Consider the following 13,557-nt stretch of genomic DNA (forward strand, 5'->3'; position numbering starts at 1 on the left):
CCGGTCGGGCGGGGTGCGGATCACTCCGCCGGGGTTTTGTGCTGCACCAATGCGCCCAGCACCTCGTTCAGCGCCGCCGCGTCGCCGCCGCGCAGGCAGGTCAGCGCGGTCCGTGGCAGACGGCGTTTGGCGCGCAGCAACGGGGTCACCGGGCGCTTGCTGTCATGGGACAGCTCAGCACTGATCAGCCGCGCCCCGAAGGCATCGCGCAACCGCGTCACATGGGCCAGATCAAGCGGATGGTCGCCATGGATGGCATAGATCCGCGCCGCCGTATCACAGCCCGCGCAGGCATCGCGATAAGCGCCGCTCCAGTCCAGCTTGCGCGCAGCCGGGAACCGGGTCTCGTCGGGGATCAGATCTTCGGCCAGCGTGGTGATCGGCTGCAGCGCCACCACGTTTTCCGCGCCGATCAGATCGGCAAAGGCCATGGCACCAAAAGCCCCCATGCCGGAGCCCAGCACATGCACCTTGTCAAACCCGGCCATCCAGGCGCGGGTGTCTGGTGCCTGGAAATACTGCTCCAGATCCAGCGGACGGTACCAGTTCTGCTGATGCGGCAAGACCGACAGCACCGCATAGCCGGATTTGATCAGGAAACGTTCACCAAAACCCGGACGCAGGGGATCCTTGCGGTCCAGCGCCTGGCCTGCCCCTTCAAAGGTGACCACCAGTTCCCGCGCGCCCTCCGGGTGCAGCCGCCGCATGGCATAAGACGGGGTCAGCGTGGTGGTGGGCCACAGCCCCTCCGGCAGCGTGGCTTCGGGATCTTGAGCCCTGCGAATCGCACCCATCTGGGTGCGACTGTCCACTGCGGGCACTGGCTGAGGCTCCTCCGGCACGATGGTATCGACCTCCAGGCCATGTTCGGCCAGGGCTGCCACATATTCGGCGTGGCGCTGGCGATAGGTCGCCTTCATCTTGTCCAGCATCTCGGGCGACAGATATTCATCCAGCACCGCCTTCAGACCCTTGCGCATGAATTTCTGCGTGTTCAGCGCCGGCAGGCCGAAATGTTCGGTCAGCTCCGCCACCCGGTTGTCATGTTTGAGGAAAATCGCCGGCTGGCCCGCCTGCAGGGCCGCCACGCCACCATGGAAACGGTCGCCGATATAGACATCATGCAGCATCGCCGCCTGTCGCCAGGCGCCAGCCTCAGAGAAGTAGTAATAGCGGTTGAAATCAACCTTATGACCGCATTTGCGGCTCAGCCAGCGATTGAGCATCTCCGGCTGAGCAATGTTATTGCCCTCATTATAGCCAAACCGGTCCTTGATGAATTTGCCATAGGCAAAGATCTCATCCTGGAACACATAAGAGGCCTCGATCTTGTCGAACGCCTTGGCCAGTTCGGTGCCGCGTTCAACGATGGCCCCCTCCCGCATGGAGAAATGGCCAGCGGTCATCACATTGGCCCGACGCCCCTTGGCCTGGGCCGCGGTGCCGTCAATGGCCATGATCGACTGCGGATAGACATAAAGACTGGGGCAGCCCAGCACGGTGGTGTTCTCCAGCCCGTTCTGCGCCAGCCACTCTGCCGTCTGGGTGCCACGCACCCCGAACAGATTGGCCCGCTCATTGAGCAGCGCCAGAAGATCGCGGTTGCCCGGCATCAGATCCTCAAACGCATGGCTGCCCTGCATCCCGGCGCCCAGCACCACAAAAGGCACCCGCCCATCCAGCGCCTCAAGCGCGGAAAACAACCGAATGCCATCGTGGTTGGGGCGGATGAAATTGGCCAGCGACACCACGATCATGTCGAAATGCGCGGCCATGACTTCGGCATAACCGTCGCCGAGGTTTTTCTGCAGATTGGCGATATTGCCCACCGCAGACCCCTCGGGATCCTTGCGCAGGCTGCGGGCCGGGGCTTCGGCATGAATGATATTGCCGCGATTCCCGGTCAGCTTATGCGCCGGTTTCAGGCCAAACAACGTGTCCGTCACGGTTGGTGGCACGCCCAGGATACTGGACAGCGCCGGATCCGGACGATGGGCCGAAAGCACGGGAGCGTGGAAAAGGATTCTCATATATCACCAAATGTTACTCACCATGGGCCCCTGTAAAAACCGGGGTCATGGCCTGTTGGGAAAGGGGGTCGGCAACCACGCCAAGGCGTCTCCGGCAGCCGCAGCCCCCGGGATTGCTGCGTTGCGCGCATGTTAGCGCCGTGACCTCTGGGAACAAGCCCGGAAAACCGCGCCCAGAGCTCGGGTGGTGAAACCCTGCCCATGGTTTCGCCCTGGGTTTCGCCCTGACGCGCCCCCTGCCCCGCGATCTGTGCCTGTGCCCACCTGTCGAAAGGGTTGCACCCGCAGCGCTCTCGCGGCATGGATAGATCATGAAATTTCTCTTTGTGCACCAGAACATGCCCGGCCAGTACCGGGAGATGATCCAGTGGCTGGCCGATCAGGGCGAGCATGAGATCGTGTTTTTGACCCAGCGGAACGATGTGAAGCTGCCCGGCGTCTCCACCGCGACCTACAAAAGCCACCACCAGCCCGCCGCCGATGCCTATGGGTTGTCCAAGGATTGGGAGGCCGCGGCCGGCAATGGCATTGGCGCCGCCCTCGCCGCGCGCCAGCTGGAGGCCAGAGATGGTTTCAAACCCGATATCATCATCGGTCATACCGGCTGGGGGGAGTTGACCTTTATGAAAGAGGTCTGGCCGGATGTGCCGATTATTGGCTTCTTTGAATATTTCTACCGCACCACTGGCGGTCTGGTGGGTTTTGATCCGGAAAATCCCCCCGGCGAACACGCCGGGTTTTTCGCTCATGCCCGCAACACCGTGCCCTTTGCCAATATCGATGTGGTCGATCTGGGCCACAGCCCAACCTATTGGCAGCGCGACCGCTTTCCCAAGAGTTTTCACGACAAGATCTATGTCAGCCATGACGGCATCCGCACCGACCGGCTGCAACCGGATGCCAAGGCCAGCATCGGTCTCGGCCGCCTGCCCAAGCCGCTCAGCCGCGACGATGAGGTGATCACCTATATCGCCCGCAATATGGAACGCGCCCGTGGTTTTCACGTGATGATGCGGGCCCTGCCCAAGATCCTGTCGGAACGCCCCAAGGCGCGGATCCTGATGATCGGCGGCAATGAGACATCTTACGGGCGCGAAAGCACCCATCCCGCAGGTCTGCGTGGCGAGATGGAGGATGAGCTGGGCGACAGCGTCGACTGGAGCCGGGTGCATTTCCTCGGCCGGGTGCCTTACGGCGATCTGTGCAAGATCATCCGCATCAGCCGCTGCCATATCTATCTGACCATGCCTTTTGTGCTGAGCTGGTCGTTGCTGGAATCGATGTCGATGCAGGCCACGGTGGTCGCGGCTGATGTGGAACCGGTGCGCGAGGCGGTGACCCATAATGAAACCGGCATGCTGGTGGATTTCTTTGATCCCGGCGCGCTGGCCGATCAGGTGGTGGATGTGCTGGCCAATCCCGGCGCCTATGCCCATCTGGGCCCCAATGCCCGCGCCCATGTGGTGGAAACCTATGATTTCCTGACCCGCTGCATGCCCGAGCACGCCCGTCAGATCAACGCGCTCCTGCCCGCCAGCAAGCAGCTGAAGATCTGATCCGCCGCAGCACCCGGGGGTGGTCAGGACAGGATTTGCTCCGACGCCCAGATCGCGGCCTGGGTGCGGTTTCTGGCGCCGATTTTGCGAAAACAGGTGCGCAGATGCACTTTCACCGTGGCCTCGCAGATGCCCAGCTCATTGGCGATGGATTTATTGGTGGCGCCGTCAATCAGCTTGGTCAGGATCAGCCATTCGCGCCCCGAAAGACCGCAGGCCGCAGCCGTGGTCGGCATCCGGCGCAGGTCCTGCCCCGGGTATTCTGCCAGCGCCTCCTCTGCCGAGGCCGTGTTGGCCGCTCCGTTGAGTGTGCCGTTGAGTGTGCCGCTGACCGCTTCACCCGCAGCGCCGCAATCAGCGCCTCGGCGGATTTGCGTTGCGGGATCACCGCCTCAGCATAGGCGCTGAGCGCAGTCTGCATGCTGGTGGAACATTCGCGCCCCATGATCAGGATCAGCAGAGAGGCGTCATTGCCCTCTTTGAACTGGCGCAACTCCTCCACCAGCTCCGGCCCCGTTTCATGGCTGTAGTATAAAACCAGATCGTCGATCCCCAGCCCCGCGAGCGTTGACAGCTCATCGCAGCAGGTCCCGATTTGATAGTCGTTGCTCTGACAAATGGCCAGGAACATGTCGCGTAACAAGCGACTTTCACCCACAATATGCACAGGCATGATATACCCCCATACTCTTAAAAACCTGATCCAAACACGATCAGATGGTCTTAATGAATGATCTCCGGAACAGGGAGCTCACCGGGCTTTGGTGCGGGGTTGGAACCTCCCGCCCTGACCCTCGCGGCAACACTGCGACCCCCGTCACAGATGACACCCCGCTCTTGTCTTATATGTCTGTCCTGTCCTTTCGATCAGATGATGGCCGGTCTCCGACCCGGCTTGCCAAGACAATGGCTCTGCGCCTGCCCGACCCCTGTCAAAGCCCCTGCTGAACAAGAACCCCGTGTCACTGGCCTGCTCTTCAAAATGACGGGGCCAAATACCGCGCCCCCCTGCCTTCAAATCGCAGCCCATATCGGCGCTGCGCCGCTCTGCGGCACTCCAAAATAGCCCAAATTCATCCATTTTTGTTAAAAAACTTACCTCCTGGATAGATGTTGGCGCCACCATCCGCCCCTCCTAAAGTGTTGTTTTTGATATAGGCTTTTGTTTTATCAACAGGAATATCCTCATGCGGCGCAGTTCCAAAGATGTGGCAATTCCTTAATTCTGTGCCGAATGACACGGATTTATGCAACCTAAGAGGGTATTTCCCAGGAGCCCCTTCACGCCAGAGATGGAATCACTCCCCCTTTGCTCCGATACAGACACCGTCGCTACCACTTCTGGGGTAGGTCTCCCTGAGACCCCTCCAAAGCAGGCAGCTCCTCGGAATAATTTAAACCTCTGAAATATATAAATATTACCGGGACCCCAAAATATGGCTCATACTGCGAGTTGTATGTGACCCTAGGTAAACATGCTAGATATTGATGGACCCCCAACGTCCGGTAGGTTCGCCCGCTGGTTGATCTCCAGACAGCCCCAAACCACCTCGTCCGAAGGGGTACCCCCTCTGCGCAATTTGACGGCGGCGGCAATATGCTAGGCTGGGCATATTCGTTTTGATATGCCGGGGGGCAACATGAATGAGTTCGGGGGCACCGTGATCCACACGGGCGAGATCGCTTTTGCGCGATCGTTTCAAAGACAAGTTTCATCCATTACCACCACTGCCATAGCTGAGATCGACTGCACCGGACCCGCCTCTGCGGGGCCAAGCCGTTTGCTGGTGACCACCTGCGAGACCGGCGGTGCAAAACACGCCGATCTGGAGCAGGACAGCCGCAGCAAAGGCACGTTGCAGGCCCTTCTGCGCAGCGGATCGCTCTGCCATTGCACCCAACTGCATGATCCGCAGGAAAATCCCAACAGCTGGCCGGACTGGCTTGATCCTGCCGCCCTGCGCGCGGATGCTTCTGATCTTCGGTCGGGTCACAGATCTGGCCGCTGGATGGTGTTTTCCTGCCGTTTTGCCGATGGCAGCGAAGATCGGATCGCGCTGCATCTGGAGGGCAGCCAGCATGACGCCCATTGCATCGAAATCCTGCCTGCGATCTGGCCGCTGGCCCGCGAGGATGCGCTGCGCGAGATGCTGACCAGCGCAGCGGAACCCAAAACCGCGCGCGACACCACCGAGGCGATGCTCTGGACCATCTCCACCAAAAGCGACAGCGCGGTTCTGGTGCTGGATGGCGCCGGCCGATTGCTGGATTGCAATGAAGCGGGCTGTGACATGCTGGCGGCGGGCAACCTGCTGCGCAACAGCGACGGTGTGCTGCGCTGTGCCAACAGCCGTGAGACCCGCGCGTTTTACACAGCGGTGCAAAGCTGCGCCAAAACACCCACCGAGGCCAGCGCCGGCGCCCACATGCCAGCCGGCCGCGCCAGCCAGGAGCTGATCCTGTTCCTGCAGGATGCCAGCACCGGCATGCGGCTGCCGGTCTCGCTCACCTGTTATCTCTGCGCTGACACCCGCCATACCCTGGTGGTCGCCATCCTGCCGCGCCAGCCCGACCAGCAGCGGATCGAGATGCTGGCGCAGAAAATGGGCCTCTCCCCCTGCGAGGCCCGGGTGGCCGCACTGATCCAGCTCGGCCTCTCCAACCGCGAGGCGGCCCATATCGCGGGCATCAAGGAACAGACCTTCAACACCTATGCCAAGCGGGTGCTGTCCAAGCTTGAAGTCGCCGGGCGCACCGAAATGGCGCAACGGCTGACCTGGCAGGCCTCCCTGGGGAGAGCGTCATGAACAAGGTGACCCATGAGAGCCTCACCCAGGGGCCACCCGCACCGGTCGCGCCGACCTCCGCCTCGATCGGCGCCGCAGCCCTGGCCGCTCAGACCCGCCGCACGGCCCAGGCCAATGGCCATTCCGATGATCTCACAGAGGACGGCACCGCGATTTCAGAGGCGGGCACTTCAGAGACGGGTGGGGACAAGCCCCCCCAGACAGCAGAGGCCCCATCAGACAGACATTCAGACAGACATATGGAGAGCGCCACGGACAGCACAGACAAAAACGGCCCAGATCAACACCCAGATCAAAACCCGGCAGATCCGGGCCAGACGGAAGCAGATCAGACGGATACCAGTCCGACAGATACGGGATCCGCCGGGTCGGCTCTGGCTCCGGACGATCTGGAGCAGCTGGCTGCGCATCTGCGCGGCGGTCCCCAGCCGCTGGGCACCCGTGGCGATCTCATCGAACTGCACAAGCGGATCACCGGGATGTTTGCCACCCTCAATGAGGGGCTGGGTGAGATGTACACCCGGAAGGCGGACGCCGACCGCAAGGTTCTGAGCGCCCGCATGGACACGCTGGAAGAGGCGGTGAACCGGATGGAAGGCGCGCTGCGCATCGAACTGGAGCCGGTGCTGCGCGACAGCTTTGCCAAAGTGCTGGCCAAGGATCGTGCCACCCGCCGCCGCAGCCTGGGGCAACGGCTGAAGCGCGGCATCACCACAGGCAGCGGTCTGGCCCTGATCCTGGCCCTCGGACTGGCCGCGGGCACGCTCTATCACAGCCGGATCGCCACCACCTCCGATACCGCCTGGAGCGCAGCCCAGATCCACTGGGCCAGCTTTGTCGACTTTGTTGAAACCACAACGGCTGACCCAGGCCAGTTACTGAATAACACATCTGAATAGACTCTAACAAAGGCAAAAGAGTCTCCCTTTTTCGGGGGCGCCATATCTCTTTCAGGCAGGATCGCTGTCCCAAACCCCTGCCTGGCACAGAGACACGTAGAGAGGCCCCGTCTGGCTGCCGGCCTGTCCCACAGATCTCGCAGCGGAGCCAGCCATGCCTCTGACACAGCGCCCCCGAAAACCGACAATTTGACGAAAATTTGTCCCCATTTGGGGGCATCCGCCCCGCCCGATTTGCGGTGCAATCACCATCAGAGACCCAAGCGGTCTTGTGTCACTGGCCAGGTCCCACACCCAATTTTCCCTGGTCAGATTTCTAGAGGGGGTCGCGTCGGGGGGCGCATCAGACTTCCGGTATATTAATTAGGAGGATGTTTAAGATGGGTAGACCAGACGAAGGTTCCGACTGGGAAGTCTGTAATCCTGAATGCGAAATCGAATTCAGCGATGACAAGTTCAATCCCAATTACAACGATGGCACCACGGAACGTGGCGGTCGCGATGGCAATGTCATCAATCTGAACGACCATGATGCCGGCGACAACGCTGCCGCTGGCGGCGGCAATGATGCGGTCTATGGCAACGCGCGCAACAACCGGCTCGAGGGTCAGTCCGGGCAGGACTATATCGAAGGCCGCGGTGGCAATGACGCCATCAGCGGCGATGGCGGCAATGACACCCTTTATGGTGGCAATGGCACCAATGCGACCCGCGACGGCAATGACTGGATCGATGGCGGCGATGGCTGCGATTACATTGACGGTGAAAACGGCAATGACTCGCTGCTCGGTGGCAAGGATCAGGACACGGTCTTTGGCGGCAATGGCGACGACCAGATCTTTGGTGACGATGCTGACGGCGACGAGACCAACGGCGACGCCGGCGATTACCTTTATGGCGATCTGGGCGACGACTGCATGGACGGCGAAGGTGGCGATGACTGGATGTGGGGTGACCGCGGACAGTCCGGCGAGACCCGCTTTGACGGCGACGACACCATGTATGGCCGTGGCGGCAATGACCGGATGAACGGTCAGGGCGGTGATGACCGTATGGCCGGTGGTCTTGGTGACGACCTGGTGATTGGTGGCTCCGGCGATGACGAGATGTTCGGTGACGAACGTCAGGCGCAGGGCGACGATCTCGACTTTGGTGCTGACAGCGGTCCGGTTGGCAAAGGCCCCAATGAAGATGGCCATGACTGCATGCTGGGTGGCTCTGGCCATGACACCATGGATGGTCAGGGTGGCCGTGACACCATGTTCGGCGAGACCGGCGACGATCTGATGCAGGGCGGCCGTGGCCGTGACCTGATGGATGGTGGCGAAGGCCGTGACGACGTCAACGGGGATGCTGGCAAGGACACGATCCGCGGCGGCAGCAACAATGATGTGCTCGAAGGCGGGGCCCAGGGGGACCTGATCTTTGGTGACCATGCCCGGGTCGACGGCTATGACATTGACTGGAGTTGCTGCGACGACGACGACGACCAAACAGCCGTTGAAGCCCTCCACACCAGCAATGAAAACGATCTGCGCGGCGTTGATTGCCCGGACTGCTACACGCCTTACGACTATGGCGAATCCGGCAATGACCGCATTCGCGGTGGCTCTGGCCATGACACCATGTACGGCGAAGCCGGCAATGATGTCATCATCGGTGGCCGTGGCTTCGACCTCGGCTTTGGCGGCACCGGTCGGGACCGTCTTTATGGCAACCAGGGCAATGACACGCTCTATGGCAACGAAGGCGATGACTGCGTCCACGGCAATGTTGGCGACGATGTGCTGTTCGGCAACTCAGGCAACGACACCGTCAATGGCGGCGATGGCGATGACCTGATCTACGGCAACAACCAGGCCGATACACTGAACGGCGACGCCGGCAATGACACCATGTATGGCGGTCATGGCAATGACCTGATGAATGGTGGCACCGGCAATGACGTCATGAGCGGCGGCGACGGTGAAGACACTGTCAACGGCGATGATGGCGACGACCTGCTGATGGGGGATAAGCGCGCCGATGAGCTGAACGGCGGCAATGGCGATGACGTCCTTCTGGGCGGCAACGGCAAAGACGACCTGAACGGCGACGCCGGCAACGACTGCCTCTATGGCGAAGTTGGCGATGACAATCTGGATGGTGGCCGTGGCCATGACTTCCTGGACGGCGGTGAAGGCAATGACACGCTGCATGGCGGGGCCGGCAACTTCAACGACTACCTGAAAGGTGGCGCGGGAGATGACGATCTGACCGGTGGCAACGGCAAGGATGTCTTCATCATCGATCTGGACTGGGATGGTGCAAGCTTCAGCTCCGGCGATGGCACCGACTGCATCAATGACTTTGACATTGATGAAGACCACGATGTGCTGGCCTTCCGCGTCACCAATACCGGCGGTGGCACCGGCACCTCAGACGGGGCTGCGTTTACGGCTCTCGATGGCGCGGCCAGCGTGATGGATAATGGCACCGACACCACCATTTCCATTGGTGGCGCCACTGTGGTCATCAAAGGTCTGACCAATGTCAACGGCTTCACCTCCCTGGGACAGGACGCCCTGCCCTCCGGCGGTGTTGGCATCAATGCGATCACCACAGGTGATGCCGGCAGCTACGAAGCCATCCGCGTTGTCGCCAGCGATGACGGCTTTGATGACAGCTATGACAACATCTGGGGTCACACCATCTGAGCCATAAGGAATGATCCTCCCGGGTGGCGGCCGCCATCCGGGGGGGTCTAGCCCTGGTTCAGGACAGCGATTTGGTCCCCGGCCAAGGATTGCCACCTTGGACCAGGGCGCTGATCTGCCAGCTTCAGTAACTTCACATCGTGCAACCGGGGGGTCACGGGTATGAAGACGAAACGGGTCTTTGACGGACAACGGGGTGTCATCACCTCAATTTTTGTAGCGAGTATCTTTGTTAACCTGCTTGTCCTGACAGCGCCGCTGTACATGTTGCAATTGTTTGCCCGGGTCATGGCTTCGGGCAGCATGCCAACCTTGATTGCTTTGACCACCGGCGCGGCGATCGCGCTGGTGTTCTTTTTTCTCTTTGATGTCATTCGCCAACGCCTCGTCGCCCGCCTCGGCTCGCGGCTGGAGGCGCGGCTGAGCCCGGCGGTGCTGCAGGGCATGATCAGCGGCAACCTGCCTGCAAAGCTGCGCACGGCGGAACCGATCCGCGACATTCAGGATCTGCGCGGCTTTGTCACCAGCCCGGTGTTCATCGCGCTTCTGGATGCGCCCTGGTCGCTGCTGTTCATCGCGCTGATCTTTGTGTTCAGCCCGGTTCTGGGGCTGGTCTCGGTGGCGGGGCTGCTGGTCCTGCTGGGGCTGGGGGTGATGAGTGAGCTGATGGGGCGGGCCCCGGGCAAGACCTCTGAGGAGGCCGCTCGCGAAACCAATGCCGCGGTTGAGGAAATGATGGTCAATGCCGAGATCATCCACGCCATGGGCAAGACCTCTGCCCAGATCGGCCGCTGGCGCGGACGCGCCTTTACCGCGATCCTCTTTGGCACCTTGGTCACCGACCGGGTTGCGCTGATGACCTCGCTGGCCAAGACCGTGCGCATGGGGCTGCAGATCGCGGTGCTGGGCGTGGGCGTGGTCCTGGTGATCAACAACCAGCTGACACCAGGTCTGATGATTGCCTCCTCGATCCTTCTGGGCCGGGCGGCAGCGCCGGTGGAGCAATCCATCGCCGGCTGGCGCGCCCTGCTGAAGGCGCGCAGCGCCATGGAGCGGCTGAACCTGCTGCTGGCCCATGCCGAGGACACCAGCGACCGGATGGAACTGCCCGAACCCAGCGGGCGGCTGTCGGTGGAAAATGCCACCGTGGTGCTGCCGGGGCGGCAGGATCCGCTGCTGCTGGATGTTACCCTGTCGCTGCAACCGGGTCATGCGCTGGGGCTGATCGGCCCGTCGGGGGCTGGCAAGACCACGCTGGCCCGCGCGCTGGTAGGGCTGCAACCGCTGGTGCGGGGCCATGTGCGCATTGATGATGCCGCCCTCACCGATTGGGACCCTGAACAGATCGGGCGCCACATCGGCTTTCTGCCGCAGCAGGTGGAGCTGTTCCGCGGCACCATTGCCGAAAACATCGCCATGATGGATCCGAGCGCCAAACCCTCGGATGTGGTGGCCGCTGCCAAACTGGCGCGGGTGCATGAGCTGATCCTGGCCCTGCCCGGTGGCTATAACGCCGAGGTCGGCCCGCGCGGCAGCTTCCTCTCCGCAGGCCAGCGCCAGCGGATCGGTCTGGCACGCGCCTTCTTTGGGGAGCGCAAGCTGATCGTGCTGGATGAACCCAATGCCAACCTCGATCCTGAAGGCGAAGAGGCGCTGGCCGCCGCCATTGAGGAGGCCTGCGCCCGTGGCGCCATCGTGGTGGTGGTGACCCATCGGCTCAACCTGTTGCGCCGGGTCAGCCATGCCGCGCTGGTGCAGGAGGGGCGCATCGCCCGCTTTGGCGAGGCCCGCCAGATCATCGAGGCCGCCGCCCAGCCGATGAGCCGGACACAGAGCGATCCCAAAGTGACCAATTTGACGCCGCACCGTGAGGCCCGGACCGGGGCTGACGCCAGTGTCGCAGAAGGAGCCCAGTCATGAGCCGCAGCGACAGCAGAGACCTGGTGCCCCGCAGGGGCAGCGAGATTGACATGAGCCGGGGTTTTCAGGACCTGATGCCCGATGGCTTCACCCTGCCCCGCACCCCGCCCACCCGCGTGCGCCAGTTGGTGCTGTGGATGCTGGTCTGCGGCTTTGGCCTGTTTGGCGGTCTGGTGTTCTGGGCCACCAAAGCCGAGCTGACCAGCGCCGTGGTGGCTGCGGGGGAATTTACCGTGGCGGGCGACCGGCTCAGCGTGCAGCATCTGGAGGGCGGCATCGTCCGCGAGATCAATGTGGCCGAGGGCGACATGGTGGCCGAGGGTGAGGTGATCGCGGTGCTGGACGGGCGCCGGATGCGCGCCAGCCACGCCATTCTGACCAGCCAGATGGCCAGCCTTCTGGCCCAGCAGGCGCGGCTGCAGGCCGAACTGGCCGAGACCGATCAGATCGAGATCCCGGCAGAGCTGGACCAGCTGATGGCCGCAGATCCGCAGCTGATCTCCCTGTTTGAGGTGCAGCGCGATGTCTTTGCCAGCAACCGCGCGCTGTATGAGGGGCAGGTGCAGATCCTGCGCGACCGGATTTCTCAGCTGGGCAAGCAGCTCGACGGGCGGCGGGCGCGGATCACCGCTATCGAGGATCAGCTGACCCTGATCAAAGGCGAGGTCGCCGATCTGCACAAGCTCTATGAAAAAGGGCTGGTGCCCAAAACCCGGCTCAGCGACCGGCAGCTGCAGGAAACCGGGCTGATGGGCACCTTTGGCGCGCTGGAAAGCGACAGCGAGAATATCCAGGTGCGCATCGCCGAGACCGAAGAACGCATCCTGCAGGTGCACCGCGATACGGTGAACCGGATTTCCAGCGAAACCCAGCTGGTGCAGGAACGCATTCTGGATCTGCGCCAGCGGCTGGATGCGGCGGAGGATGTGCTGGAGCGCCAGACCATCCGCGCACCGCAGGCCGGCCGGGTGGTGGAACTCTCCATCAACACCCTGGGCCAGGTGCTGGACCCCGGCGAGAATGTGCTGGAGCTGGTGCCCTCGGGCAGCGATCTGATTGTCGAAACCCGCGTCTCGCCCACCGACATTGACGAGGTGGTGACCGGCGGGCAGGCCCGGGTGCAGCTCACCGCCTATAGTTTCCGCTCCACCCCGCCGGTGAAAGGTGAGGTGGTGATGGTGGCCGCTGACAGTATCGCCGATCTCAACAGCGGCATTCCCTATTACCGCGTTCACATCCGCATTCCGCCCGAAGAGCTGGCGGCGCTGCCCAATGTCAAAACCCTGCCCGGCATGCCCGCGCAGGCGATGATCGAGACAGGCCGGCAGACATTGGCGGATTACCTGCTCAGCCCGGTGCTGCGCAGCATGTCGAACGCCTTGAGAGAGGGGAGTGGCTGATCAGGGATGCGCGGCCGGTAAGACGTCTGGCGTTTCATACCTGGGGGGGGACCTGATCAGCCATCCTTTCGTCCCGCCTGGCCCCTGGCCGGGCGGGTCTTTATGTGGGCAAACACCCTCTGGCGGCGCGTTGAAAATTAGGTCCGGTTCGGACCAAATGTTTCGCACGCGAAACATTTAGACAGGAATGCTGACCTATATCTGAGGGCATATGTGGCTCTGACAAAGGAGGCAGCGGCCCGCCCTGCC

General features: G+C 62.1%; 8 protein-coding genes and 1 pseudogene. 6 read left to right on the top strand and 3 right to left on the bottom strand.

Annotated features, from left to right (window positions below):
• Positions 1 to 20: 20 nt before the first annotated feature.
• Entirely contained in the window at positions 21 to 2,030 is a 2,010-nt protein-coding gene (locus phaeop14_RS19295) for a polysaccharide pyruvyl transferase family protein (RefSeq protein WP_096790656.1), read from the bottom strand.
• A gap of 311 nt (positions 2,031 to 2,341) precedes the next feature.
• Here phaeop14_RS19295 and phaeop14_RS19300 point away from each other — a divergent pair, with 311 nt between their 5' ends.
• Positions 2,342 to 3,586 carry a glycosyltransferase family 4 protein gene (locus phaeop14_RS19300; RefSeq protein WP_040175786.1) on the top strand — a complete coding sequence of 415 codons (1,245 nt, stop codon included), beginning with the start codon at positions 2,342 to 2,344 and terminating at the stop codon, positions 3,584 to 3,586.
• A 23-nt stretch (positions 3,587 to 3,609) separates the two neighbouring features.
• Here phaeop14_RS19300 and phaeop14_RS19310 read toward each other — a convergent pair.
• A pseudogene (locus phaeop14_RS19310) lies at positions 3,610 to 4,259 on the bottom strand (helix-turn-helix transcriptional regulator).
• A gap of 400 nt (positions 4,260 to 4,659) precedes the next feature.
• On the bottom strand, positions 4,660 to 4,827 hold the full coding sequence (locus phaeop14_RS19705; RefSeq protein ID WP_158524493.1) for a hypothetical protein: 168 nt from the start codon (positions 4,825 to 4,827) through the stop codon (positions 4,660 to 4,662).
• A 399-nt stretch (positions 4,828 to 5,226) separates the two neighbouring features.
• Here phaeop14_RS19705 and phaeop14_RS19320 point away from each other — a divergent pair, with 399 nt between their 5' ends.
• The 5 genes from phaeop14_RS19320 to phaeop14_RS19340 all read left to right on the top strand — a co-directional run bounded on the left by phaeop14_RS19320 (position 5,227) and on the right by phaeop14_RS19340 (position 13,308).
• A complete protein-coding gene (locus phaeop14_RS19320; protein WP_096790666.1) occupies positions 5,227 to 6,393 on the top strand; it encodes a helix-turn-helix transcriptional regulator in 1,167 nt (388 codons plus the stop codon).
• Positions 6,390 to 7,292: a hypothetical protein gene (locus phaeop14_RS19325; protein WP_040179233.1), complete on the top strand. Its 903-nt coding sequence runs from the start codon at positions 6,390 to 6,392 to the stop codon at positions 7,290 to 7,292. Before phaeop14_RS19320 ends, phaeop14_RS19325 begins: the two co-directional genes overlap by 4 nt.
• Before the next feature lie 380 nt (positions 7,293 to 7,672).
• On the top strand, positions 7,673 to 9,988 hold the full coding sequence (locus tag phaeop14_RS19330; protein WP_096790658.1) for a calcium-binding protein: 2,316 nt from the start codon (positions 7,673 to 7,675) through the stop codon (positions 9,986 to 9,988).
• 162 nt (positions 9,989 to 10,150) lie between these two features.
• Complete coding sequence (locus tag phaeop14_RS19335) at positions 10,151 to 11,908, top strand: type I secretion system permease/ATPase (protein ID WP_096790659.1); 1,758 nt, start codon at positions 10,151 to 10,153, stop codon at positions 11,906 to 11,908.
• Complete coding sequence (locus tag phaeop14_RS19340) at positions 11,905 to 13,308, top strand: HlyD family type I secretion periplasmic adaptor subunit (RefSeq protein ID WP_096790660.1); 1,404 nt, start codon at positions 11,905 to 11,907, stop codon at positions 13,306 to 13,308. Before phaeop14_RS19335 ends, phaeop14_RS19340 begins: the two co-directional genes overlap by 4 nt.
• Positions 13,309 to 13,557 lie beyond the last annotated feature (249 nt).

The sequence above is a fragment of the Phaeobacter piscinae genome (assembly GCF_002407245.1).
In the GTDB taxonomy this organism is placed as follows: domain Bacteria; phylum Pseudomonadota; class Alphaproteobacteria; order Rhodobacterales; family Rhodobacteraceae; genus Phaeobacter; species Phaeobacter piscinae.